We start from the raw sequence: 26510 nt of genomic DNA on the forward strand, positions 1-26510 counted from the left end.
AGAGTGATGAGATGAATCAATCATATTGGCTTAAGAATGTAAAACTTGATAGCGGTTTTGTTTTTGAAAATGGAAGAATCGAAAGTACTGAGACTACACTTTACAATTTACTGATTGCTGATGGGAAAATTGAAAGATTACAATTAGCTGATTTTCCATTACAAACGGATCTTCCTGTGCAGGATGCAAAGAATTTACTTGCTCTACCTGCTTTTAAAGAAATGCATAATCATTTGGATAAGACTTATCTTGGATTACCTTGGAAGGCGTGTATTCCTGCTGCAAATTTAGTTGAGAGATTAAATTTGGAAGCTGCGGAATTAGTTGAATTAGCGGAGACGGGTCAGCATCGTGCTGAACATATGCTTCATCTACTATTAAAAGGTGGAGCAACTCATGTCCGAACACATGTAAACGTTGATCCGTATATCGGCTTAAAAAATTTAGAAGAAATTCAAAAAGCACTTTTTACGTATAAGGATAAAATGACACACGAGATTGTTGCATTTCCTCAACACGGATTACTTCGAACAAATAGTATGTCATTCATGAAAACAGCGATGAGAGAGGGAGCGACCATTGTCGGTGGACTAGATCCGGGTGGCATTGATCAAAATATTGAGCTTTCATTATTTGAGATGGTTGATCTTGCGGTACAGTTTGATGCTGATATAGATATTCATATACATGACCCAGGTCATCTTGGTTTTTATACAATACAAAAATTAGTTTCATTTATTGAACAAGCCGGTTGGCATAATCGTGTAGCTGTAAGTCATGCATTTGCAATTGGTGATGTACCTTTAAATGAATCTACTGAGATGGCTAGTAAGCTAGCAAGTTTAGGTATGTCGATAATGTCGACTGTGCCGATTAACAGAGTAATGCCTCCAGTTGATCTACTTCATTCAAAAGGAGTACATGTAGCTTTAGGTTGTGATGGTTTCTATGATTCTTGGTCTCCGCATGGAACAGGAGATATGTTAGAAAAAGCTGGCCGTCTAGCTGAGAGATACAATTGGAAAGATGAGTACGGTCTATCTCAAACATTGCAATTTATTACTGGTGGGTTAAAAACTCTTGATGAAAAGGGTAACCAGTTATGGCCAAAGGTTGGAGATGAAGCGAATCTAGTTTTAGTAGATGCATCATGTTCTGCTGAAGCTGTAGCAAGACGAGCAAAACGTGCTGCTGTAATTGCGAATGGAAATATTGTTTACGGTGGACTGAATTATGAATCTGCTTTGAAGTAAATGGAAGAATTACAAGAAGGAGTGAACTTCATGAAATCTAGCTATTGGTTAAAGAATGCTCGATTAGAAATGGGCTACGAAAAAGAAAACGATATAGTAGTAGGTACTGCTACTGAATTATTTCATCTATTAATTGAAAATGGAAAAATTACTAAAATAACAAAAGATGAAGCGTCGATTACAAATGACTCTGCAGTTCGTGATGCAGGTGGATTACTTGTTTTACCATCTTTTATTGAAAAGCATGTACATCTTGATAAGACATTAATGGGAGATGTGTGGAGAGCTTGCACGCCAACTTCTAGTGTAATTGAACGATTTGAATATGAAAAAATGGCTTTACCGACGATCGCTTCAAGTACGAAGGAGCGCGCTGAGGCTTTACTTGAAATCCTTTTAGCTTCTGGTTCTACACATGTGAGAACACATGTTGATATTTATCCAGAAGTTGGGATCAGAAATTTAGAACAAGTTGAACAAGCACTAACTAATTATTCTAACCGTCTTAGCTCCGAAGTTGTTGCATTTGCTCAGCATGGTTTATTAAAATCAAATGCTTTCAATTATGTGAGAGAAGCATTAAGAAACGGAGCAGGAATTGTTGGTTCAGTTGATCCTGCAGTTGTAGACCAAAATATTGAAGAGTCATTATATCAACTATATAATTTAGCGGTTGAAGCTGATGCAGACATCGATATTCATTTACATGATCCAGGTCATCTAGGTGCATTTACGATGAAACGTATAGTAGAATTTACGAAGCAAGCAGGTTGGGAAGGCAGAGTAGCAATCAGCCATGCATTTGGAATAGGTGATGTTCCAAGACAGGAAGCATACGAACTTGCAAATAGCTTTAGAGACGCAGGAATTTCGATTGTCACAAGTGTACCAATTAATAGACAAATGCCTCCAGTTGATTTATTAAATGAACGAGGTGTGGAAGTAGCAGTAGGTAATGATAATATTTTTGATGTTTGGTCACCACTAGGAACAGGCGATATTCTAGAAAGAGCGGGAAGACTTGCTGAACGTTTTAGATGGATTGATGAAGTTTCATTAGGTCAAACATTAAAATATATTACGGGTGGAAAAACTCCGCTAGATACAAACGGAAATCAAGTTTGGCCAAAAATAGGTGATTCTGCAAATCTAGTTTTAGTAGAAGCAAGCTGTTCTGCAGAGGCTGTTGCAAGACGAGCAGAACGTAAAGCAGTAATCTATAGTGGAAATATTGTGAGTGGTTCATTAAGCGAAGAGAGATTAATTCATAAATAAAATAGACTGCGTATTGTAAGGGTAATTTGGAGAAGAAAAAACAGGTTAGTTTTTTCAACACGAAAAAGGATGCCAAAAGCCTCCCCAAGGAAATAAACATCCAAACATTACACTTAAAGATTAACCTGTCCGGTAAAAATTAGAACAAATTTAGTAAAATGCCTATCGGGAAAAGGAACTCTAGAATCTTCTAGATTTCCTTTTCCATTTTTACATTAAGAAAATATACATTGGTAATGGTGAAGAAAAATCGACGTATTTTCCAATTTTGGTATAAGTGCAACTACGTCTCTTTTTTCCACCAATCGGATCGTTAATATTATCGAGAAAGCAGGCTGTAAAATGGTTCGCTCTTATCTATTATTACTATTTTGTGTAATTTGTTGGGGGAGTAATTTTATTTTTGGCGCATTGCTAGTAAAAGAATTCTCACCAATTTTATTGTCAGCGTTAAGATTATGCTTTATATTACTTTTTATCGCTTTCTATGCACTAGTGAAGAAAAAGTGGAAAATGGTTCAGAAAAAAGATTTGTTTATGATTATTTTACTAGGGTTAATTGGTACTTGTATTAACCAATGGTCATTTTATTCCGCTTTAGAAACAACCCATCCAACAACTTCTGCATTAATACTTGCTCTTGCTCCTCTTACTACATCTTTTTTAGCTTCAATATTTTTAAAGGAAAGACTAACAAAAGGTTTTGTAATAGGCTCAATTATAGCTTTTATAGGTGTGTTTTTTGTCATTACAAACGGACAAAAGCTTGAAATTACAATTGGGTTGATTTGGATTTTTTTAACTATGCTTACGTTTTCTATTTCAATTATTATGATTAAAAAGCTAACAGAAAGCTATGATTCAACAACGATTACACTATACTCAAATTTAATCGGTTTTGGTGGTCTATTACCGATTGTTCTCTTTTCAGGAACAACTCACACTATGAGTAATCAAGCTGTACCTTGGATACTATTAATTGTAACAGCAATTATAATGCATGGGATTTGTACATTAATTTGGAACCATCAAATACAAATTGTAGGGGCATCAAAAGCAGCTATGTTTCTTAATTTAGAACCATTTATTGCTATGCTAGTTGGGCTGATTGTTTTAAAAAATAATATAACGGGGTCTCAATTTTTAGGTGGAGCGCTCATTATTATTGGAGTTTTTCTTTCAACTTCTTTAAAATGGAAAAGGGCGATTAAAGAACCGTCTTATATAAAAGAAACAAAGAATTTTTAAGCAAGAGGAGGAGGAAACTATGAAAAACCTGAGGGTTTCTACTACTCTTTTTTCATCGGTTCAATGGTTATTTTTTATTTTTGCGAATACAATTGTAGTCCCTATTTCGATAGGAGCTGCATTTCATTTGCCTTCAGATGTTATTGAAAGCACAATCAGAAGTTCACTAATCTTCACTGGTATTGCATCTGTTTTACAAGGATGGATTGGTCATAAGTATCCAGTTATGGAAGGGCATTCGGGATTATTATGGGGTGTAATGCTGAATTTAGGATTATCCGCTTCGGCGTTTGGACTAAGTTATACCGAAATTGGGGGAGGCATGGCAACAGGATTTATTGCAGCGGGTATTGTAACATTACTTTTATCTGCATTTAATATGATTTCATTTCTTCAAAAAATCTTTACTCCAATGGTTATGACAGTTTATTTATTCCTACTTTCATTTCAGCTTATATTCGTTTTCTTTAAAGGTATGCTTGGAATCACGAATAAAGGTCAAATCACTCTGTCGGTCAGTTTACTTTCTATATGTATCGTGTTATTTGTTAGCATTCTAAAATTAAAAGGATCACGTATAATCAGCAATTTTTCAATATTAATTGGCATAATAGTAGGGTGGTTTTTCTACGCGATTTTATTTGGATCAGATGCAAAAGAAGTAGGTTCAGCAAGTGCTCATTTTTCTTTATTCCCAATAGGAGCACCTAATTTACAAATTGGAATAATCGCTATCTCATTTTTTGCGGGAATTATGAATTTAAGCAATACATTTGCATCAATAAAAGCTGCATCTGATTTGTTAAAGGAAGAAGCTGGAACAAAACATTATCGCTTTTCATTATTAATAACTGGTAGTTTTACAATTATTGCTGCATTATTTGGAATCGTTCCATATACTCCATTTACATCATCACTTGGATTTTTACAAAGTACGCAAATTTATGAAAGAAAACCATTTATTTATGGAGGAGCATTATTAGCAATAATTGGAGTTGTTCCACCTTTAATTTCATTCTTAGCTACAATGCCTGTTACTGTTGGAAATGCAGTACTATTTGTCGCATATCTTCAATTATTTGGAACAGCATTTAGTAGTACGAATGGAAAAGTTTTTACATCAGATACAATCTTTAGGCTTGCAGCACCAGTTTTAGTAGGAGTAAGTTTGATGAATATTGCCCCTGGAACATTTGGCAATCTTCCAATGATTATTCAACCATTTTTAACAAATGGACTAATTATGGGCGTTATACTTTCTATTTTGTTAGAGAAATCAATCAACTGGAATCAGTTTGAGAAGGTAAAAGCATAAAAAATGGCTCGGGTAAAATATGCCCGAGCCTATTTTTTATTTAAAGGAATTAATTAATGTTTGAAGTTCTTTTTGTAATTTAGTACTTTTTGGGCTTAGCCATCTTTTAGGTACAATTAGATATTTGCAATTATTGCTTTTTAAATAACTGTAAATAATTTGGGCCTCATCAATTTCGTCACGGCTCACATCTAATGACGAGGGATCATTATCGCTTTTGAAGTTAGTTAAAGCATTGGAATGTATTTGATCAGCGAGCTGATCAAATGAATTATCGTCAATTTGAACTAATTCACTATGCAATATTTGAGTACGGTTAATAAGAAAGTATTTGAATTGGTTGTTTTCTAGCTTTTCAATTGTAATAATATGATTATTTTCCTCAGTAAATTCAATCACTTTTTCTTTATTAAGAAGTGATTTAACCATGTCAATCCAATCTCTATATTTAGCAGCAGCTTCAAAATCAAATTGTTCAGATGCCACTAACATCATGGCCTCCATCTCTTCAAGAAGATTAATGTCAGTTCGACTAAGAAATCGAATAACCCGATCAATAACCAAATTGTATTCATCAATAGCTGAGCCACCTAAACAAACACCATTACATGTTCCCAGTGAATAGTTTAAACAAGCGCTATTTTTAATGCTCGAATGCCCACAGTTAATTTTAAAACATTCTTTAATGCCAGTAATTGCTCGTTCAACAGTGCCCCTGCTTGTAAAAGGGCCGAATAGTAATCGATTTTCACTTTCAGTAGGTTCATAACTAATTTCAAATGAAGGTAATTGTTTATTTACGTTGATTGCCAAGTAAATAAATGATTGTGGACTTTTCATCATTCGATTATACATCGGTTTAATTTCTTTAATTAAATGACATTCAAGCATAAAAGCATCAAATTCGGTATCAGTCAAAATATAGTCAAAATCTTTTAAATGAGTGACAAGTTTTTTCACTTTTGGAGAATGTCCTTTTGAATTTTGAAAATAAGACTGCACTCGTTTTTTTAAGCTTTTTGCTTTTCCTACATAAAGTATTTGCCCTTTTGAATCTTTCATTAAATATACGCCAGGAGATAACGGCAGGTTTTTTACCTTTTCTTGTAGATTTATAGTGGTTCATCCTTTTTCTAGTCAGTATATTTTCATTTTAACATGAGTATTGAATTCACAGTCAGTACAATTATGTGAAAAAAACGTAAACAAAACTTTATATAAAAAAAATAATTTAAAGTATTTAATACACGCATAAAACAACGACTACCCGCGTAAAAATTGACTACAGATGATACGAAGGAGAAGTGATCTTGATGAAAACGATCTATACAACATCCTCTTTCTCCAATTGGATTTTTGCCTTTATTGTTAATGGATTAATTATTTGGTTATGTAGCGTATTTGCTGATCTAGTAAACTGGAAGTATGCTGACATGGGATTCTTTCTATACTTTGTCATTCTAGTTTTCTATATTATTTGCTTAAAATTAAATGAAGGATTCCCAGCACTTTTTCAGAAATTTGTACTGCGTAAGAAATTCGAATTAGTTAATGTATCAGCTTATGAAGTAACTATTATTCTAGTAGCAATTTTTCACGTTGGAAGAGCGATTGTAATTTATAAGGATGCACTTAGTACGGTATTTTAATAATAATGAAGAAAAATCACAAGGGTCTGCTTTTCCTTGTGATTTTTTCAATTTCAAGAAAGAGCTGGGTGATCAGGGCACGCATTTAGTCAGTTTTAGTGATGGAGTATCGGGTTATAGCGTTAAACCACGAAGTTTAACGCTATTTTATTAGATTTAGGGATATATCATCGGGATTCAGCGATAGATTAATGAAATTTCGGGATTATCAACGAGGTTCACCGTTATATCAACGAAGTTTAGCGTTATATCAACGAGATTTAGCGATATATCAACGAGATTCAGTGATATATCAACGAAGTTCACAGCTTTATCAATAATGTTCACCCAGTGTTCGTGTTTTTCGGATTTTACCACAGCGTATTCACTACATAGATGACACCAAAAGTTAGTTCAAACTATTTATGATCAAAAAGTACTACTTTATGCACAAAAAGCGTGTGTTTATGAACAAAAAACATTGGTATATGCACAAAAAACGCTATCTTATGAACAAAGTTCACAACTAAACTAATAATGTTCACCCAGTGTTCGCGTTTTTCACATTTAAACATCATATATTTTCGATGTATAATCTACATAGGTGATGAAAATGTTTTTAAAAAAAATTACACTTTTACGCGATGAAATAACGAACTTTAGTCAATACCCGTTTTCCATTCCTTCGATTAAATCATTTGATGAAATTAATTTGAGAAGCAATGTTACCTTTTTTGTAGGTGAAAATGGTTCTGGAAAATCTACTTTATTGGAAGCAATTGCTGATAAATGTGATTTTAATACAGCGGGTGGGGGACGTAATAATAATTATGAGGTTTTTGCATCTGAGTCGCAGCTTGGTAATTACATAAGACTTTCGTGGTTGCCAAAAATTTCGAATGGATTTTTCTTGCGAGCGGAGTCATTCTACAATTTTGCTACATATTTGGACCAAATCGATGATCCACTTAAGTATCGCGGATATGGCGGTGAGTCTCTCCATAAGCAATCACACGGGGAATCGTTTTTATCTTTATTTCTAAATCGATTTAATGAAACGGCAATTTACTTACTAGATGAGCCAGAGGCAGCGCTCTCGCCAGCTAGACAATTAACATTCTTAAAAATAATTCATGATTTGGTAGAAATAGAAAACTCTCAATTTATTATTGCCACACATTCTCCAATTCTCCTTGGATACCCAGATGCCGATATATTAAGCTTTGATCATGGGGAGATTTCAAGAATTGACTATGAAAGTACAGATCATTATCAAATCACAAAATACTTTTTACAAAACAGGGAGAAGTTTTTAAATGATTTGTTGAGTGATGATGATGAGGAAGACTATAAATAAAGCTCAGTGCACCTAAGGGGCACTGAGCTTTTGTCTACTACGTAATATCTACCAATTATCCCAACTCCACTAATTCACCAGGTAAAACAAATTCCCCTTTTTCGTTTGAAGTAAAAGCAACAACTTTAAAAACAGCATCTAAGTTTAGTACACCGTATAGATGTGGAAACAATTGACCGAAGTTTTCAGTATCTTCATAGACAAGTTTAGCTTTTGTTTTATCTTCATCTATGCATAGTATTTTTAGATCAGTTGCACCTTTAAAGAATAAGTTTGCGATTTCAACAGTTTGTTTTAAGGTCGAACAATGGATAAATCCATCAGTATTTAAACTAGCAGGTGAATATTCTCCCTCATTAATTGCATTTTGCCACTCTTTGTTTTCAATAATATGCAAAATCATAGTATTACTCCTCAAAATATAATTTGATTTTTCTTTTCATGTCTTCTTTATTTTCCGCAAACTGCTTATGTCGGTGCCCATTTCCGCCAGAAGTGTGAGGAAAGCCGTATAATATTGAGTCTGAATTTAAATAATCATTTGCTGTCAGATAGGTTAGAACTTTTGAAACATTAACTCCCAACGGAATAATAAGGGGATGGTTTAGTCTTATGATTTCCGGGGCAAAGTTTTCAATTATGTACTTTTTAAGTATTTCTGTTTTTAAAATATCAGGTGTTGAACCATTATAATTTTTCCCTTTATAGAAAACAGGGTATTTAATAACGGATGTTGTTTGAACTAAGTGACTAGCTGTACTAAAGAGTTCACTAGTTGAATTTAATCCAAGGTATTTATGTAATTCTAATTCATCTAACATAGCAATTAAATTCTTTCTCATCGGACCTTCAAAGCTTGAATTCTTTTTAACTTCATGTAAAATTTCTTCATCGTCGATTGGTTCATCTTTTAATCGAATCACCGTAGAGTATGATTGTTTCATTTGATGTAAGCCGGGAGTAATTCCTACAATTATGACTCTAGCATGTTCGTTTATATACTCAAAAGGAGCATAATAAATTTCTAAATTTTTCTGATCATCTTGATCTACTAGAAATTTTTCACTTTTTAATGTATTCGTTTCAAGTGTAGGAGATAAAGAAGATATTAAGCTCTTATATTTATTAAATTTTGAGTTAGCTAAGATCGCCATTTTTTCCTCCATCGCAAAACAATTTAAGTTCATTTTATCGAATATCACCGATTAAATCCAACTATCTATAAACCAGCTGTTTAAGTATAAATTAGTTCATTTAAGCTAAAACTGATTAGCTGAAAGTAATTAGGGAATTTTTGAAAGGCTGGAAGACTAAATGGATCATACTAGTGAGAAAAAAAGCCGTTTAAGAAAATTTAATTTACGTTCTTCCGTTATTCATACAGAAGGAAATTTAATCGAAAACCTCAATATTATTCAGAAAATATTTCCGACAGCTGACCTTATAAGAAAAGATTTAATAATCAAAGATAAACAAGCTATGTTAATTTATTTGTCCAGTCTAGTCGATGAACAAAAAATAGCTCAATTTATAAATACAATTAGTTCTTATACAGAAGAAATAGATTTGTACATTACAAATAATACTACGCGTACAAATCAAATCTTGGAAATAGAAAAAACGGTACTAGATGGTAACAGTATTCTTTTAGTAGAAGGCGAGCCAGTGGCATTTATTTATTCTACTGGAAAATTGCCACAAAGATCTTATACTCCTCCAAGTATTGATAATTCTTTAAGAGGTACAAAAATATCATTTGTTGAAATCGCTCAATCTAATATCGCTTTGCTTCGTAGATTTATTAAAAGCCGAGATTTTCAAGTTAAGCAAGTTGAAATTGGGAATGAAAATAAAAATACTGTATCAATTGCATATATAGATGGATTAGTAGATGAAGATTTACTATCTGGTGTAGAGAAAAATATTTCAAAGATAAAAATTGATTCTATTTTAAATGCAAACCATTTAGCGCAATTATTGGAAAGGAATCCATTTTCGCCATTTCCGCAATATTTAACAACTGAAAGACCGGATGTTGCTGCTACGACATTACTTGAAGGGAAAATAGTTTTAATCGTGGACCGGTCTTCTGATGTTATTATTTTACCGATAAATTTTGCAATATTTTTTAAAACGATTGATGATTATTCAGCAAGATCAATGGTAGCTTCATTTAATCGAATGCTTAGAGTTGTTGCATTTTTTTTAACAATCTTTTTGCCAGGAATCTATATTGCGATTATTTCATTCAACTATGAAATAGTACCTTTAAAATTACTTCTATCAATTGGGGAATCTCGGGCAAAGGTTCCATTCGATCCTTTATTTGAAGCTATTGTTATGGAGATAACTTTAGAAATGTTAAGAGAAGCAGCTATTAGACTACCAGCCCCTATCAGTACAACAGTTGGCATTGTAGGCGGGATTGTAATTGGTCAAGCAGCGGTTCAAGCTGGAATCGTTAGTAATATTATGGTAATCGTTGTAGCTTTAACTGCTATTTCTTCATTTATTATCCCTCACTATGAAATGGCATCTAGTTTAAGGGTTATTCGTTTTCCAATTATGATTATGGCTTCACTTTTTGGTTTAATCGGTTTAATTGTAAGTACAATGGTTCTCATGATCCATGGTTTGGGTTTATCGAGTTATAACAAATCTTATACATCACCATTTTCCCCAATCAATCGTGATGCATTTAAAGATACATTTATAAGAGTACCTTTAAGCTATCTTTGGAAAAAACAAAATAATCGTAATGAAGAGTGAATGGTAGAAGGGATTCTTTCATGGTAATCACGAAGTCAAAAATTACACAATTTCAATTTATTTTAATGATTTTTGGGATTCAAGTAGGGGTTGGAATGTTGTCCCTTCCAAGAGAACTAGCTATGAAAGCAGGGACTAGTAGTTGGATTGGCATTCTTTTTGGAGGGATTATTTCAACTTGTTTTAGTATTTTATTTGTTAAATTAAGAGAGAGAGCACCTAATTTAAATTACGTTAGTTTTTTTACTTTTTACTTAGGGAAGATTATTGGCTTTATTATTGTCTTTTTTCAGGCAATTTATTTCCTTTATGTAGGTTATCTAGTATTAGTTAGAGCGATTTTATATATTCAATCCTACATACTTCAAGAAGAGAAAACTTATATTTTATTAGTTTTATTTCTTCTTCCTACCTATCAGCTAACGAGGGGTGGGATTCATTTAATTGCCAAATATATCGAAGCCATTTTTCCAATAGCCCTTTTTACTTTATTTATGCTACTATTCACCCTTAAAGATGCTGATATAAATTTTATTTTACCGATTATTAAGAATGGCTGGATGCCAATTTTTAAGACAATTCCTTTAACGACAACTTCATTTCTAGGTATTGAATTAATTATCCTTTTTTATCCGTATTTAAAGTCAAAAGATAAGGCGATAAAAGGAGTTATTATTGGAAATATTTTGACGACCTTTACGTATATATTTGTCACGATTATTTGCTTTGTTATCTATAGTCCCTATGAAATCCATATGACATTTGAACCAGTAATCGATATTTTAAGTATTATGGAATTTCAATATGTAGAGAGACTAGATTTCATTTTATTCTCATTATTTTTAATGATTATATCCAAAACATGGGTTACTTATATTTGGGCTGGATTGAATAGTTTATCAGAGTTATTTAAGTTTAAACTATTACCAATTTTCATAATCATCCTTTTTATTCTCATTATTGTCTTTGCGTGGATACAAATGCCTACGTTTACAAACACATCTAAGCATCTACATACTATTACGGTTTCTGGATTATACATTACAATAGGCATTCCTATACTCTTATTGGTCGGCGCTCTAATTAAAAATAGGTTAAGTAAGGTGAAAATCAATTGAAATATTTTCAAGTATGTTTACTTAGTATTTTTTTAATAATTGGTGTATCTGGTTGTAGAGGGAAAATTAATATTGAAGATGTCACACTATCAATGATATTGGGCATTGATGTAAATGATCAAAATAAAGTCGAAGTATATATGGCAAGCCCAGTCTTTAGTGGACAAACTGAAGCGAAAACGGAACATTTTAATGTACAAACGCTATCTATAAAGGAATCTCGAAATTATTTTGATGCGAAAGCTAGTGGTGTTACTGCAGGAGGGAAAATTCAAGCGATTTTAATCGGATCAAAAGTACTTGAACATAAAAATTGGTTTTCGATATTAGATATGTTTTTTCGAGACCCCAAATTTAGATTAAATGCAGATATTATTTTTGTAGATGGTCCACTTTCAAAAGTTTATGATTTAAAGCCAAAGGATAAACCAGAATTACCAATCTATATTCCACAATTACTACAAACGGCTGACTTTCGAAATGTTGCTTTTCGGACTACTGTAAGAAAACTTCATCAGATGTATTTTGAAAAGGGAATTACTCCTTTTGCACCTGAACTAATAGTAGAAGGTGATCATTTAGTAGTTAATGGAACGGCTTTGTTAACGAAAAATAATCTGTATAAACGAAGCTTGTCATTAAAAGAAACGCAACTGCTAAAAATCTTAAAAGATCATTTAGAAGGGCAAATAGTCCTTGCATTAAAACTAAAAAAATTTAAAAAAGATAATGATGATATTTTTACTGATGAAGAAACTAGTTTTTATATTAAAGATGTTGAGAGAAAAATCGATAAAAAATATTCAAACGGTAAATATAGCTTTAAAGTAAATTTGACATTGCCGATTATGATTACTGAATCACCAATTGAATTGACGAACAGTACAGAATTGATTCTAAAAAAAGAAATTGAAAAAAAGCTACAAAAACAATTGAATAATCTAGTCCAATCTTTTCAGAAGGATAAAGTCGATCCAGTTGGATTTGGCATCCTTGCTCATTCATTTCAGTACTCAGATTGGGAAAAAGTTGAGAATAATTGGATAGATACATATCAAAAATCAAATATAAAAGTAAAAGTTAAAATTATTGTGATCGATAAAGGAATTACGATGTAAAAAATATAAACCCACCAAATTTTGGTGGGTTTATATTTTTATGCGGCTGTTTTTTCAACATTTAAAGTTTTTCTTTGATGACGATCGTGTAGTAAATAGTAAATTACAATCGTTGCTAATACAGCAATTGCTGTTACAACATACATTAGATGGAATGAAGTTTTTGCAGATACAATTCCAAGAACGTATGAGCCAATACCCATACCTACATCAAAAAACATAAAAAATGTTGCAGTTGCCATACCTTTTTTAGCTGGGGCTGCTGTGTTAATCGCAAGTGTTTGGAAACTTGGTACGATTGAACCGTATCCAAGACCGATTAAAGCAGCTGAAGCTAAAAAGATTGTTGGGACAGTTGAAAAACTTAGGACAATTAAGCCGATTGTAAATAAAACGATACCTGGGTATACGATAATATTTGCACCTTTTTGATCAAATAGTTTTCCCGTAAAAGGTCTAGAACCTAAAATGAAAATTGCATAAACAATAAAAAAGAAACTAGCAACATCTACAAAACCTAACTTCTTTGCGTATAATGTGATAAATGAAATGATACCACTGTAACCGAAAGAGATTATTGCTGCGGTAATTGAGATTGGTAATGCTGAACGCTCAATTAATTGTGATGGTTTGATTCGAGTTTTTGCTTTTAATGTTTGTTTAGGAATTGCAATAAGTAAACCTAAAATTAGTGAAATAATTGCAAAAAAGCCACAAACAAAAAACAAAATATGGAAGGTGAAATGATTCATTAAGTTAATACCAAGATAAGGACCAAAAACCATTGCAAGGATCATTGAAGAACTATAATAACTCATACCTTCGCCCCTGCGTGAAACTGGTACTATTTCTGCAACAATTGTCCCTGTTGCTGTAGTTCCAAGACCAAAAGCAATCCCTTGGGCAAATCGTAGTAATAGTAATAGTGCAAAATTATTTATAAATGGATAGATAAATGTAGTTATTGTAAAGAAAACTAATGAAATGATCAATATTTTTCTGCGACCAATTGTATCAAGCCATATCCCGGCAAAAGGGCGAATTGCGACTGAGGCAATTAGGAAAAATGTAACGACCAGTCCGACTTTACTATCTGCTTGACCTAAATTATCAATAACAAAAATTGGCAATGTTGCCATTAACGTATAAAATACTAAAAATACAAAAAAACCACTTAAGCTAACACTAATAAAATCCTTTGTCCATAAACGTTCGTTTTCCAAACTTATTCCCCCTGTTTAGTAACCTCCGAAGCTTTCATATTGTTCATCATTTTTTGAAAAACTTGAAGTGCAATATCAAGCTCTTCATCAGGTATATCTTTAATTACTTCATCCTCAAAAGAGATGATTTTTTCTTTCCAATCATCGAATTGGCTTATAGCTTTTTCAGTTAATTGAATCATTTTTTCTCTTTTATCAGTTCCTTCTTTTCGTACGATTAAATTTAAAGTTTCCATCCTACGAAGTGTACGTGTTAGCGTTGGTGGCTCAATATTTAAATTGGAACAAATTGTTCGCTGCGTACATGGCCCATGTAAATGGATATAGTGAATAACGGACCATTGTGCTAAATATAATCCTGTAGGAACTAGATGCTCATTAAATGATTTCGAAAACTGACGTGTAGTTTGATTTAATAAAAAAAAGAAAGGCTGTTTTTTGCGCATAAAAAAGTCTCCCCTAAAAATTAGTTAGCTAGCTAATTAAAATAGTTGTCTAGCTAATTATATTTGAACAAATTGTGAATGTCTAGTAATAAACTTATGGGTATAAATTGGGCTTAAGAGCAAATATTAAAATGTAGAAAAATTTTACATTAAAGTTAGGACGGTATTCGAGATGGCAGAAGCGGTACATACAACAAATGGAAAATCGCATAAAATGAAAATTTTACAAAGAGTAATCGCTATGCTTATAGGATCGTTGCTTGTTGCGACTGGTCTTGAAATTTTTTTAGTTCCGAATGATGTTATAGATGGTGGAATAACGGGTATTTCAATTATGGTTTCCCATCTTACTGGTCTTCCACTTGGAGTATTTCTCTTTGTGTTAAATTTACCTTTTTTCTATTTAGGATATAAACAAATAGGGAAGACCTTTGCAATTTCAACGATTCTAGGTATTACGGTACTTTCATACCTTACAAGTATGTTTCATCATATTCCTGCTTTTACAGAAGATATTCTACTTGCAACAATCTTCGGTGGAATGGTTCTAGGTGTAGGAGTAGGATTAGCGATTCGATTTGGTGGAGCACTAGACGGAATTGAAATTCTTGCGATCATTATTAATAGTAAAATCCCTTTTTCCGTTGGTGAAATCATAATGGTCTTCAACCTATTTATTTTAGGTGCAGCTGGCTTTATCTTCTCTTGGGATCGGGCAATGTACTCAATAATTGCCTATTTAGTCGCATTTAAAACGATTGATATTGTAGTAGAAGGTCTGGAACAATCAAAATCAGCGTGGATTATTAGTGATAAAAGTGATGATATTGGCGAAGCAATTCTTTTTAGAATGGGCCGTGGTGTTACATACATAAATGGCTCTGGTGCATATTCCGGAGAAACAACAAAAGTAATTTATTGTGTTATTACTCGACTAGAAGAAGCAGAGCTTAAAACGATTGTCGATGACATCGATCCAAACGCATTTTTAGCTATTTCAGATATAGCTGAAGTACGTGGTGGAAGATTTAAAAAGAAAAATGTACATTAGTTCAGGGGATAAATAGTAATAGAGTAAGGGGATGGAAGTTCTGTGGAACCGGGCTTTCTGTCCTTTTATTCTTTTTATTTTTGCTGTATTATTTAATTGATAACTGAAAATTTAGATAATTATTTGTCTTTTATTTGATAGATTAGAAGGTTAAGAAGGAGGGGACTTTAAAGTGGAGAAATTTGATGTAATTGTTGTTGGAGCAGGATTGGCCGGTTTAGTTGCAACTGCTGAAATTGCTGATGCGGGAAAGAGTGTGTTGTTGTTAGATCAGGAACCAAAAGCATCATTAGGTGGACAGGCTTGGTGGTCATTTGGTGGATTGTTTTTGGTAGATTCTCCTGAGCAACGTCGATTAGGAATTAAAGATTCGAAGGAATTAGCTTGGCAGGATTGGCTCGGAACAGCCGGTTTCGATCGAGAAGATGATGAAGATTATTGGGGAAAGAAATGGGCAGAGGCTTATGTTGAGTTTGCAGCAGGTGAGAAAAGGCAATGGCTATATGATATGGGAGTGCGTTTCTTTCCGATTGTCGGTTGGGCTGAGCGTGGTGGATATCTAGCAGAAGGACATGGGAACTCGGTACCAAGATTCCATGTTGTTTGGGGTACTGGCCCAGGGATTGTTGCACCTTTTGAACGAAGAGTACGTGAGCATATGAAAAAGGGTTTAGTTGAGTTTCGCTCTCGTCATCGTGTTGATGAACTAATAACACAAGATAGTGCAGTCGTCGGAGTGAGTGGTTCTTTACTAGAGCCAAGTAATGTTGAACGCGGAGAAGATAGCTCTCGCGAAATAATTGGTGAATTTAAATATGGAGCAAAAGCTGTATTAGTATCAAGTGGTGGTATTGGAGCGAACTTTGATTTAATACGCCAAAATTGGCCAAGTCGACTTGGAACCCCACCGAAAAAGATGATATCGGGTGTACCAGCTCATGTAGATGGTCGCATGCTTTCTATCACTGAAAATGCTGGTGGACGTATTGTTAACCGCGATCGAATGTGGCACTATACTGAAGGCATCAAGAACTGGAGTCCAGTGTGGAGTAATCATGGTATCCGTATCCTTCCAGGGCCATCATCAATTTGGTTAGATGCACGTGGACAACGATTTCCAGCACCAAATTTCCCAGGTTTTGATACATTAGGAACACTTCAAGCGATTCAAAAAACAGGTTTTGATTATTCTTGGTTTATTTTAACGAAAAAAATTATTCAAAAAGAGTTTGCATTATCCGGTTCAGAGCAAAATCCTGATTTAACAGGGAAAAGTGTAAAACAAGTTTTAAAACGGGCTACATCAGGAGTTCCAGCACCTGTTAAAGCTTTCATGGAGAAGGGGGAAGATTTTATTGTAGCCGAAACTCTTGAAGAACTTGTTGAAGGGATGAATCATTTAACTGGTGAAAATTTACTAAAATTTGATGAAATTAAACGTCAATTAGTTGCTCGGGATCGAGAAATGGATAATAAATTTACGAAAGACTTACAAATTACTGCTTTAAGAGGAGCTAGAAATTACATTGGAGATAAATTAATTCGAGTTGCAGCTCCTCATAAAATTTTAGATCCGAAAAATGGTCCATTAATTGCAGTTCGTTTAAACATTGTAAGTCGTAAAACACTTGGTGGATTACAAACAAATTTAGATGGTAACGTATTAAATCCTTTAGGTGAAGCAATTCCTGGATTATATGCAGCAGGTGAAGTTGCTGGCTTTGGCGGTGGCGGTGTACACGGTTATCGAGCGATGGAAGGAACATTTTTAGGTGGATGTTTATTTTCAGGAAGGCAAGCTGGTAGAGCGCTTGGTAGGAATTTATAAAATATTATCTCGAGAAATAATACACAGCGAATGGTTAGTTAAAACTAGAAGTCTAATCAGGCTTCTAGTTTTTTTGGCACCTTTCACGGATTAGTTGAGATAGAGATGCTATAATAATTCGCATAATATCTTTTTAATTTGAGAAATTACTTTGTAAAAGGTAATTACTAAAGCATAACTTGAGTATTAAAATAATTGATACTATAATGAGAGTGCTAAATTTTTACAGGAGAAATAATGATGAAACCTATTAGAATATTAATTGCTGATGACGAACGGGAGATTGCAGATCTCATTGAATTACATATAAAAAAAGAGGGCTACCAAGCAATCAAAGTATTTGATGGACATGAAGCTATTCAAGTCATCAATTCACAATCCATTGATTTAGCCATATTAGATATCATGATGCCAAAGTTAGATGGCTATGAGGTATTAAAACAATTACGTGAAAACTTTAATTTTCCAATCATCTTTTTGAGCGCAAAAACAAGTGACTTAGATAAAATTACAGGTCTTGTTATGGGGGCAGATGATTATTTAACAAAACCATTCAATCCTATGGAATTAGTTGCTAGAGTAAAAGCTCAACTCCGAAGATCGATGCAGTTAAATCAGGCTGATAAAGGTAAAAAATCTGTAATTGAATCAGGTGGGTTACAAATCGATCATGATCATAGAGAAGTAACTTTATATGGACAAATTGTTGAATTGACTCCTAAAGAGTTTGATATTCTATTTCTTTTAGCGAGTCATCCCCAAAAAGTATTCAGTGTAGAAAATATATTTCAACAAGTTTGGGGAGAACAGTATTACGAAAGTGGAAATACAGTAATGGTACACATTCGTACGTTGAGAAAAAAGTTAGGAGAAGAAAAAAGTAAAAATAGTTGGATTAAAACAGTATGGGGCGTAGGGTATAAATTCCATGGTTAATATAAAATTCAGAACGAAAATGATATTTTTAGTCTGTATAAGTATGCTTATATCGGGGTTGATTTCGTCTATATTTTATAGGTTCTTACAACTCTATTACATAAATAATGCTACATTCGGTTCAACTTTAGCACAAATACGTCAATTAATAAGAAATATTGGCGACATTTATTTCATATTAATCATTTTTTTCATAATCGCAATTATCATTTTCTATTTTCTAATTAAGCCATATGACTCCTATTTTAAAGAGATTTCCAGAGGGATTCATTTACTTGCAACTGGAGACTTTACAGGTCGTGTACATATTTCATCGAATGATGAATTTAAGCTTATTGCAAAGGATATGAACATGGCGAGTGAGAAGCTTAAACAAGCAATCGAACGTGGAGAATTTGCAGAAAGTAGCAAGGATCAGTTAGTTTTGAATTTAGCTCATGATTTACGAACGCCTTTAACTTCAGTTTTAGGTTATTTAGATTTTATACTTCAAGATGATCAACTGACGGAGGAGCAAGTTAAACATTTTACGTCGATTGCTTTTAAGAAATCGCAACGTTTAGAGCAGTTGATTAATGAACTATTTGAAGTAACTAGAATGAATTATGGAATGCTGCCACTTGACTATAAAACAATTGATTTAAGTAAACTACTTATCCAGTTGATCGAAGAGTTATATCCAGTTTTTGCAAATAACGAGTTAATTGCAAGAACAAATATCATTTCAAAATTAGAAATGGTAGCTGATGGTGCACTATTAGCACGTGTATTTGAAAATCTACTAATGAATGCAGCACGTTATGGAAGTGACGGGCAATATGTAGATATTAATTGCTTAATTGAAAATGAAATCGCTGTTGTACAAGTCATAAATTATGGGGATCATATTCCTCCCGAGGATTTACCGAATATTTTTGAAATGTTTTATACCGGCGATAAATCGAGAACAGGGCAAGAGGATAGTACGGGACTGGGCTTGTTCATTTCTAAAAATATTGTTGAGCAACATAAAGGAACAATTTCAGTAGAAAGTAGTTTAATCCGAACGATTTTTGAAGTAAGAATGCCAATCTCAAACGAAACTTAAGAAAAATTTAAGATTTTCCACCACTTCTTCTTAAACAGTTTTTCCTATTCTAATGTTACATTACGAATCAGGAGGAATTATGGTATGAAGAAGTTTTTTTTATTTTTAATCTCACTTTTAATTTGTTATCTACTATTCCAAGAAAAAATCAATCAAGATGTTAACTATAAAACTTTAAATAAGCCAACACAGAAGTATAGTCACATATTAAAAGTTTCAAAAGAAGAAATTTATCAAGGGGATTTAATTTTAATTAATAAAAATCTTAAAATTCGAGAACAAGGTGTAAAATCAGATATCATTAATTTATTTCAAAATAAAATACCCGATAATATGGTATTATCAGATAATTCTATGAGCCTTTCAAAAGATGTAGCGCTAAATCTCTCTAAAATGATCGACGCAGCTGAATTAAAAGGTATTAATCACTTTATGATTTCGAGCGGATATCGTAATAATAGTAAACAAGAAAAACTTTATGAGGAAAAAGGTTCAGATATAGCATTACCAGCTGGTTATAGTGAACACAACTCAGGATTATCTTTAGATATAGGCTCGACTTTAACAAAAATGGACTATGCACCTGAGGGCAAGTGGTTAAAACAAAATTCATGGAAATATGGATTTATTTTACGTTATCCGAAAGGAAAAGAGGACATTACGGGAATACAATTTGAACCATGGCATTTCCGTTATGTTGGCTTACCTCATAGTGCCATAATGAAAGAAAATAATTTTACATTAGAAGAGTATTTAGATTTCTTGAAAAAAAAGAAGAGTTTATTAGTAAACATCGGTTCAAAAAAATATGAGATTTATTATTACCCTATTAAAAATAAAACAACAGATATTTATTTACCCGAAAAAGCTTCGTACGAACTATCGGGAAATAATAAAGATGGAGTTATTGTTACGATTACAAAATAATACGGAGCAATCTGAAATAGAAGGGGCTTTTTCTTTTTGGAAGAAGTTCTTTTTTTATTTTGAAGGTAAAAGTACACCCCTTGCTCCAAGTATGATATTTTCTGGAAAATCGAATAATAAGCTTCAGTAAGCTCTTTATCAGGAGGAAAAAAATGAAGCGTACATTCAAAATAATTGGTATATGTTTACTTTTAATCATAGTAATTGGAGTTGGATCAGTTTTTCTATCTCCAAGACCTGTTACTTGGTTATTGAAAAAATCATTTGCAGGTGGAATGGAAGTTGAAGCTGCTGATTATGGGATTGCAAAGCAGAAAACAACAATGAAAACGGATATCAATTATACTTCAAAATTTGAAAACAGTACGTTTGATTTAATTAAATATAAAGGTGATTTGAAATATGTACCTACTATTTTTTGGATTCATGGGGGTGCTTTTGTAGCAGGTGATAAAAATGATGTTCGTAAATATGCTACTTATATAGCTAGTCATGGATATAATGTAGTAAATATTAATTACGGCTTGGCACCAAGTGTAAATTATCCGATGCCTTTCCAACAAATTGATCAAGCTTATCGCTTTATCAAAATGAATGCACATAAATATGGACTGGATTTGAACAATGTTTATTTAGCTGGAGATTCTGCTGGTGCGCAACTTGCGGCACAATTCATTAGCATTCAAATGAATAAAAACTATTCTAACACAGCAAAAATAGGTCAAAGTGTTGATCCGAAAACAATACGGGGTGCAATCCTACTTTGTGGGCCATATGATATGAAAGAAGTTCAGACACACGCTTCCTCAAGGCTGATGAAATTTGTATTTAAACGCGTTGGTTGGGCATATTTTGGAAAATATAATTGGGAAAATGAAAAGATGACAAAAGAATCATCACTTTTAAGAAATGTACCAGATCATTTCGTTTCAACATTTATTACAGATGGAAATACTGATTCATTTGAATCACAGGGGAAACGATTTGCAACTTTACTAGAAAAAAGAACAGGCGTAAAGCAAGTCTTTTATCCTAAATCAGAAGGTAAGATCGGACATGAATACCAGTTTCAAATGAATACAAAAGCAGCCCAAAATACATTTAATGAATTACTCAATTTTTTGAACGGTACGAAGGTTTCTGAAATACAAAATAGATAAGTTAGAAGAGATTTCAATTTTTTTGAGGTCTCTTTTTTTTGTTTTCCTCGTGCTAAAAGGAAAGAAGTTAATTAACTTTTTATAAATTTTTTGATGGTTTACGTCGAATAGTATGTGAAAGTTGATTTAATAGGAAATGAATAACCCAATTGACCGAAAATTCAGAATAATAAATAATAAAGGTGAATTTTATTTTTGAATAATTGGAGGTAGAAGATGGGGAAAAACATTTTTGGAAGTAAGTTTGTCAAAGGCTTTTCTGTGTTAGCATTGTCTTCGAGCTTTATTCTTGGATCCTTGAGTCATGTAACAATTTCATCAAAAGCTGCAACATACTCGAAAATAGATGATATGCTGGCTAATCTATCAACAGCCGAGAGGGCGGCACTACATCAGCTTTCAACGAGTAATGAGACTGGGCTTCAAGTTAATCCTGATATTGATTTAGATGCCGCAACCGAAACGAGCGTAATTGTTGAGTTTAATAATAAACCGGCAAAAGTCGCTCAGCTCGAATCATCTTTAAATGGCAAACAGTTAACAAAGACTGAAGCGACTAGCTTAGTTGATCAAGATCATACAACGTTTTCTAAGGATTTAGGAAGGGTATTAACAGAAGACAATAATAATAAAGTGAAATATAAAGTAAATCGATCTTATAAACATGCGTTTAATGGTGTTTCGATGAGTATACCAGCAAATCAAATTAAAAACTTACTAAAATCGAAAGCTGTTAAAGCAGTTTGGAGTAATGAAGAAGTTCATGCTGAGGCTGATACAACTCAAGAAGAAATGCAATCTGGAGCATCGAGTAATCAATCAACCCTTTCTTTTCTAGGAGTGGACAAACTTCATCATGAAGGAATTACTGGAAAAGGAGTTAAAGTAGGGGTCATTGATACAGGGATTGACTATAATCATCCAGATCTAAAAGATGTTTATAAAGGTGGATACGATTTTATCGATAATGATAATGATCCGATGGAAACTACATATGAAGATTGGAAAAAATCTGGTTTTGCCGAATTTTTCTGGGCAACAGGAGCGTCTTTTTATACTGAACATGGAACTCATGTTGCTGGAATTATCGCCGGACAAGGAAAAAATGACGGTGATATTAAAATGGAAGGGATTGCCCCTGATGTCGAGTTACATGCTTATCGAGTATTAGGACAATACGGTTCTGGTACAGATTCTACTGTTTTGGCTGGGATTGATCAAGCAGTAGCAGATGGAATGGATGTCATTAATTTATCCTTAGGTGCAGGAATTAATAATCCTCTTTATACAACAAGTATAGCAATCAATCAAGCTGTACTAAGCGGAGTTACAGCTGTAATCGCAGCTGGAAACAGCGGAAATGATTTATATACTTTAGGTTCTCCGGGTACAGCTGCACTTGCTTTAACTGTAGGTGCAAGTAATGAACCAAATATTGTACATACATATAAGAGTGAACTTCAATCAGGTACTGATTCAATATCAACTGACTTGCAAGAAATGGCTAAAGGATATTCAGATCATGTAGATCAATTGAAGGGTCAATCTTATTCAATAATTGATGTAGGCTATGGCGCACAGTCAGATTATAAGAATAAAGATCTAAAGGGGAAAATTGCATTAATTAGTCGTGGGAATAATATTACATTAGGTGATAAAGTAAAATTTGCAAAACAAAATGGTGCAGCAGCAGCTCTACTTTTTAATAATAATCCTGATGAGGGATTAATACCTGCATACTTAGGTGAAGGTTTAGACTATATTCCAACATTCACCTTAACGAATACTCAAGGATTAGCATTGAAATCAAAGGTCAATTCAACAAGCACAATTACATTTAATGAACTTGGAGAATTCCAAACTAAATCAGACGAGTTAGCGGATTTTAGCTCCCGTGGACCAGCGCGTATTACATACGATATAAAGCCAGAAGTTACAGCTCCAGGTGTAGGCGTATTCTCTACAGTTCCAGCTTATATGATCAATAAAAATACGCCAAATGATTATCAATACGCATACGAACGTCTTTCAGGTACATCGATGGCAACACCAAATGTTACGGGCATGGCTGCACTTTTACTCCAAGCTAAACCAAACTTACAACCAAGTGATGTAAAGGCGATACTAATGAATACAGCGAGTTCTTTAAGTAAGGATTATAGTGTATTTGAAACAGGGGCAGGCCGAGTTAATATTTATAAAGCAGTTCATTCATCGATTGAAATGAAAGTTCAAAATGAAACACCTATTTTAAAAAATGGTAAAGAAAAAAACATTAAAGATGAAACAGGTGCGCTGAGTTTTGGTTCAGTCAATCTAAGTGAGGACGTGAATGAAGAGCGCAAAGTTATCGTTAAAAATACTGGTATTGAAACAAAAACCTTTGATGTAGCAGTTCACTATCAAACAGGCTTACGTGGATCTAAAGATGCTGATAAAAACGGAGTAAAAGTTTTAATTGAACCAACTATTAAACTACCTGCAAATTCACAAAAAAATACGAAAGCTTCCATTTTCATACCGAAAACAGCAGAAAAAGGTAATTATGAGGGGGATATTGTTTATACGAATCAGAATGATCCTAACGAAACATATAAAATTCCTTTTGCAGTGCATGCTGTTGAAGAAGGAATAGGGGGTTTTGAAACATCATCACTAGGTTTATCAGAAGACCGTTATAGAGATGCATATTCAAGTCCGAACACGATTAAGACGATATCCGCACAAGTTCAAATGAAATCAAATGTTAGAAATATTGATTTCATTTTAGAAGATGGAAAAACGAATCAAGAAATAGGTTATCTTGGAACAGTGAATGGTTTTAGCTTAAATGAAGGTGATTTAGTCAATCTGAATCTCTTTAATGGTACGTTTTATCCATTTGATAATACATTACCGAGCGGAATAAGTTCTACAAGTGTCGTACTGGATGAAGGCTTTTATAAAATTAAAATGCTTGCAACATCTGATACTGGTAAGCAATTCATAGAATATCGTAATTTAGTAGTTGATAACAGGAAGCCTAAATATACATTTGATGTGCCAGTAGGGGATATCATTGAATATGAAGATGGGCAAAAATCAGTTACAATAACTGGCTCCGTATTTGATCAAGATATTGAAGATTATAAAGCGGCAGGTATGAAAATTGATCAATCGGCTAATAAGGTCTACGATACAGCACAAGGGGAAATTCCTGTTGAAATTCCAGTTAATACGGACGGTACATTTAAATATGAAGTACCGATTGGTTCGGGGGCAAAGCTTGTTAACCTAGTTGTAACCGATTCTGCAGGAAACGGAAGTATCATACCTAAAACAATTAAAATCGTAAAAAAAGGTACACCATATTTGACTACAATCGTTGATAAAAATACTGCGAAAACTGATGATATTGTGAAAGCAAAAATCGTCATAAAAAACGCAACTGATTTTAAAAAGGGTACAGTCAACTTAAGCGTTGCTTCAGACTTTTTATCGATTGAAAATATTGCACTACACCCAGATACTAGTAAACTTGGAGAAGTTAAATTTACTAAAACAGCAAATAGTATAACCGTAGAAACTACTGATAATAATACGCAAACTTTAAATGGAGACATCCCATTAGCAGAAGTTACGTACAAAGTAAAAGATTATAATTTTGAAATCCGACCTGATAGTAGTCTCGTATATGCATCAAGCACCTATGTAAATCGATCTGGGAAAACGACGTCACTTATTACAAATTCGCCTTATGTAGATTTAGTTCCAACGTATTCTAAAATGAAATCTGTTTTATATGCGGAAGGCTTATTAACTAGTAGTGGAGCATTTGATAGTAAAAGAGATTATAGTTTAGTGGGAGCTGATGTTTCAATCCAAGATGCTATTGGAAATAAGTATGATCAAATCTTTACTAAGTTTGGTAAAATTGAAGCGCTACACTTGTCTCTTACTAATAAACCGCTCCAATTATCAGTAAAAGTACCAGGACATTTTAGAAGTCTATATAACTTCAAAATTGGAATGCAAAATGATAAAGGGGAACTGAGCGGTCAATTTTTAAAAATCAATCTACCTAAATTGCTTGGTGGAGACGTAAATGGTGACGATGTAATTGATGTAATGGATGCACTATACATCCAAACATATTGGGGAACAAACAAACGAAGTGCAGATATAAACGTAGATGGTAAAGTAGATGCTAAAGATCTTGCATTCGTTGAAAAGAACTATTTAATGCAAAATCCATCAGTACAAACTGCACCAAAACCAAAAAGTAAATATAAAACAAAAACATTAGAGATTGTAAAAAGTGAGCTAGGTTTATAATCGGTTTAACTCAAAAGACTACAAGGAATTAATTTTCCTTGTGGTTTCTTTGTTTTTATTTGAATTAATCTATAAATTGGGAGGTTTAGAGGGGATTTCTGTTCCATTTAACAATATATCAACGAATTCAGGTGATTTATCAACGAAATTTAACAATATATCAACGAATTCAGGTGACTTATCAACGAAATTTGGCAATATATCAACGAGTTTAGGTGATTTATCAACGGAATTTAGCAATATATCAACGAGAATGAATGATATATCAACCAAGTTCACAGCTTTATCAATATTGTTCATATTGTGTTCGTGTTTTAGGTACTGAGTAGGCTATATTTCAGCACCATGAAGCGCACATTAGCCGTTTATGCACGAAAAAAATTGTAATATGAACAAAAATGGACTTCGGTCAAGAAAGTAGACACTTAAATTTGAGATTTTTTAATAGACTAGCTGA

Annotated in this window: 21 protein-coding genes; 16 read left to right on the forward strand and 5 right to left on the reverse strand. The window is 33.3% G+C overall.

Going from position 1 to position 26510, the window contains the following annotated elements; translation table 11 throughout:
* Positions 1–11 precede the first annotated feature (11 nt).
* From CN692_RS17705 to CN692_RS17720, 4 genes are all read left to right on the forward strand, one after another.
* On the forward strand, positions 12–1253 hold the full coding sequence (locus CN692_RS17705) for an amidohydrolase (RefSeq protein ID WP_098120483.1): 1242 nt from the start codon (positions 12–14) through the stop codon (positions 1251–1253).
* A 30-nt stretch (positions 1254–1283) separates the two neighbouring features.
* Complete coding sequence (locus CN692_RS17710) at positions 1284–2528, forward strand: amidohydrolase (RefSeq protein WP_098120484.1); 1245 nt, start codon at positions 1284–1286, stop codon at positions 2526–2528.
* Between the two features lie 342 nt (positions 2529–2870).
* On the forward strand, positions 2871–3776 hold the full coding sequence (locus tag CN692_RS17715) for a DMT family transporter (RefSeq protein WP_098120485.1): 906 nt from the start codon (positions 2871–2873) through the stop codon (positions 3774–3776).
* Positions 3777–3795: 19 nt separating this feature from the next.
* Complete coding sequence (locus CN692_RS17720; protein ID WP_098120486.1) at positions 3796–5091, forward strand: uracil/xanthine transporter; 1296 nt, start codon at positions 3796–3798, stop codon at positions 5089–5091.
* A 36-nt stretch (positions 5092–5127) separates the two neighbouring features.
* Here the strand turns inward: CN692_RS17720 and CN692_RS17725 are convergent, their stop codons facing one another.
* Positions 5128–6207, reverse strand: a complete 1080-nt coding sequence (locus tag CN692_RS17725) for a GIY-YIG nuclease family protein (protein WP_179874473.1) — start codon at positions 6205–6207, stop codon at positions 5128–5130.
* Between the two features lie 194 nt (positions 6208–6401).
* On the opposite strand from CN692_RS17725, the gene CN692_RS17730 reads away from it, so the two are divergent.
* Both CN692_RS17730 and CN692_RS17735 read left to right on the forward strand, forming a co-directional pair.
* Complete coding sequence (locus tag CN692_RS17730) at positions 6402–6740, forward strand: hypothetical protein (RefSeq protein ID WP_142317284.1); 339 nt, start codon at positions 6402–6404, stop codon at positions 6738–6740.
* Positions 6741–7332: 592 nt separating this feature from the next.
* A complete protein-coding gene (locus tag CN692_RS17735) occupies positions 7333–8076 on the forward strand; it encodes an AAA family ATPase (RefSeq protein WP_098120489.1) in 744 nt (247 codons plus the stop codon).
* Between the two features lie 55 nt (positions 8077–8131).
* On the opposite strand, the gene CN692_RS17740 is transcribed toward CN692_RS17735, so the two are convergent.
* On the reverse strand, positions 8132–8479 hold the full coding sequence (locus CN692_RS17740; protein WP_098120490.1) for a DUF952 domain-containing protein: 348 nt from the start codon (positions 8477–8479) through the stop codon (positions 8132–8134).
* Between the two features lie 4 nt (positions 8480–8483).
* A complete protein-coding gene (locus CN692_RS17745; protein ID WP_098120491.1) occupies positions 8484–9230 on the reverse strand; it encodes a hypothetical protein in 747 nt (248 codons plus the stop codon).
* A gap of 160 nt (positions 9231–9390) precedes the next feature.
* On the opposite strand from CN692_RS17745, the gene CN692_RS17750 reads away from it, so the two are divergent.
* The 3 genes from CN692_RS17750 to CN692_RS17760 are packed head-to-tail and all read left to right on the forward strand — an operon-like array spanning position 9391 to position 13081.
* Entirely contained in the window at positions 9391–10845 is a 1455-nt protein-coding gene (locus CN692_RS17750) for a spore germination protein (RefSeq protein ID WP_098120492.1), read from the forward strand.
* Between the two features lie 20 nt (positions 10846–10865).
* Positions 10866–11963 carry a GerAB/ArcD/ProY family transporter gene (locus tag CN692_RS17755; protein WP_098120493.1) on the forward strand — a complete coding sequence of 366 codons (1098 nt, stop codon included), beginning with the start codon at positions 10866–10868 and terminating at the stop codon, positions 11961–11963.
* On the forward strand, positions 11960–13081 hold the full coding sequence (locus tag CN692_RS17760; RefSeq protein ID WP_098120494.1) for a Ger(x)C family spore germination protein: 1122 nt from the start codon (positions 11960–11962) through the stop codon (positions 13079–13081). Before CN692_RS17755 ends, CN692_RS17760 begins: the two co-directional genes overlap by 4 nt.
* A gap of 38 nt (positions 13082–13119) precedes the next feature.
* Here CN692_RS17760 and CN692_RS17765 read toward each other — a convergent pair whose 3' ends face one another.
* Complete coding sequence (locus CN692_RS17765) at positions 13120–14304, reverse strand: MFS transporter (protein ID WP_098120495.1); 1185 nt, start codon at positions 14302–14304, stop codon at positions 13120–13122.
* Positions 14305–14306: 2 nt separating this feature from the next.
* Complete coding sequence (locus CN692_RS17770) at positions 14307–14750, reverse strand: MarR family winged helix-turn-helix transcriptional regulator (protein WP_098120496.1); 444 nt, start codon at positions 14748–14750, stop codon at positions 14307–14309.
* Positions 14751–14922: 172 nt separating this feature from the next.
* Here CN692_RS17770 and CN692_RS17775 point away from each other — a divergent pair, with 172 nt between their 5' ends.
* The 7 genes from CN692_RS17775 to CN692_RS17805 all read left to right on the forward strand — a co-directional run bounded on the left by CN692_RS17775 (position 14923) and on the right by CN692_RS17805 (position 26053).
* Positions 14923–15801: a YitT family protein gene (locus CN692_RS17775; RefSeq protein WP_098120497.1), complete on the forward strand. Its 879-nt coding sequence runs from the start codon at positions 14923–14925 to the stop codon at positions 15799–15801.
* Positions 15802–15973: 172 nt separating this feature from the next.
* Positions 15974–17629, forward strand: a complete 1656-nt coding sequence (locus tag CN692_RS17780) for an FAD-binding dehydrogenase (protein ID WP_098120498.1) — start codon at positions 15974–15976, stop codon at positions 17627–17629.
* A 240-nt stretch (positions 17630–17869) separates the two neighbouring features.
* A complete protein-coding gene (locus CN692_RS17785; RefSeq protein WP_098120499.1) occupies positions 17870–18565 on the forward strand; it encodes a response regulator transcription factor in 696 nt (231 codons plus the stop codon).
* The gene (locus CN692_RS17790; protein WP_257144061.1) at positions 18558–19652 is read left to right on the forward strand and encodes a HAMP domain-containing sensor histidine kinase; all 1095 of its coding nucleotides are present in this window, start codon (positions 18558–18560) and stop codon (positions 19650–19652) included. Before CN692_RS17785 ends, CN692_RS17790 begins: the two co-directional genes overlap by 8 nt.
* A gap of 84 nt (positions 19653–19736) precedes the next feature.
* Positions 19737–20579 carry a M15 family metallopeptidase gene (locus CN692_RS17795; RefSeq protein ID WP_098120500.1) on the forward strand — a complete coding sequence of 281 codons (843 nt, stop codon included), beginning with the start codon at positions 19737–19739 and terminating at the stop codon, positions 20577–20579.
* A 152-nt stretch (positions 20580–20731) separates the two neighbouring features.
* Positions 20732–21739 (forward strand): alpha/beta hydrolase, encoded by a 1008-nt coding sequence (locus tag CN692_RS17800; protein ID WP_098120501.1) that lies wholly within the window; start codon positions 20732–20734, stop codon positions 21737–21739.
* 216 nt (positions 21740–21955) lie between these two features.
* A complete protein-coding gene (locus tag CN692_RS17805; protein WP_098120502.1) occupies positions 21956–26053 on the forward strand; it encodes a S8 family serine peptidase in 4098 nt (1365 codons plus the stop codon).
* The last annotated feature ends 457 nt before the right edge of the window (positions 26054–26510 follow it).

The sequence above is a fragment of the Bacillus sp. AFS002410 genome (genome assembly GCF_002556365.1).
Taxonomy (GTDB): Bacteria; Bacillota; Bacilli; order Bacillales; family Bacillaceae_G; genus Gottfriedia.

Coding starts and splice junctions, on each gene's coding strand:
- CN692_RS17790 (WP_257144061.1), top strand. CDS start 18,558: ATGGTTAATATAAAATTCAGAACGAAAATGATATTTTTAGTCTGTATA.
- CN692_RS17785 (WP_098120499.1), top strand. CDS start 17,870: ATGAAACCTATTAGAATATTAATTGCTGATGACGAACGGGAGATTGCA.
- CN692_RS17715 (WP_098120485.1), top strand. CDS start 2,871: ATGGTTCGCTCTTATCTATTATTACTATTTTGTGTAATTTGTTGGGGG.
- CN692_RS17775 (WP_098120497.1), top strand. CDS start 14,923: ATGGCAGAAGCGGTACATACAACAAATGGAAAATCGCATAAAATGAAA.
- CN692_RS17740 (WP_098120490.1), bottom strand. CDS start 8,479: ATGATTTTGCATATTATTGAAAACAAAGAGTGGCAAAATGCAATTAAT.
- CN692_RS17755 (WP_098120493.1), top strand. CDS start 10,866: ATGGTAATCACGAAGTCAAAAATTACACAATTTCAATTTATTTTAATG.
- CN692_RS17735 (WP_098120489.1), top strand. CDS start 7,333: ATGTTTTTAAAAAAAATTACACTTTTACGCGATGAAATAACGAACTTT.
- CN692_RS17710 (WP_098120484.1), top strand. CDS start 1,284: ATGAAATCTAGCTATTGGTTAAAGAATGCTCGATTAGAAATGGGCTAC.
- CN692_RS17770 (WP_098120496.1), bottom strand. CDS start 14,750: ATGCGCAAAAAACAGCCTTTCTTTTTTTTATTAAATCAAACTACACGT.
- CN692_RS17795 (WP_098120500.1), top strand. CDS start 19,737: ATGAAGAAGTTTTTTTTATTTTTAATCTCACTTTTAATTTGTTATCTA.
- CN692_RS17720 (WP_098120486.1), top strand. CDS start 3,796: ATGAAAAACCTGAGGGTTTCTACTACTCTTTTTTCATCGGTTCAATGG.
- CN692_RS17705 (WP_098120483.1), top strand. CDS start 12: ATGAATCAATCATATTGGCTTAAGAATGTAAAACTTGATAGCGGTTTT.
- CN692_RS17750 (WP_098120492.1), top strand. CDS start 9,391: ATGGATCATACTAGTGAGAAAAAAAGCCGTTTAAGAAAATTTAATTTA.
- CN692_RS17745 (WP_098120491.1), bottom strand. CDS start 9,230: ATGGCGATCTTAGCTAACTCAAAATTTAATAAATATAAGAGCTTAATA.
- CN692_RS17805 (WP_098120502.1), top strand. CDS start 21,956: ATGGGGAAAAACATTTTTGGAAGTAAGTTTGTCAAAGGCTTTTCTGTG.
- CN692_RS17800 (WP_098120501.1), top strand. CDS start 20,732: ATGAAGCGTACATTCAAAATAATTGGTATATGTTTACTTTTAATCATA.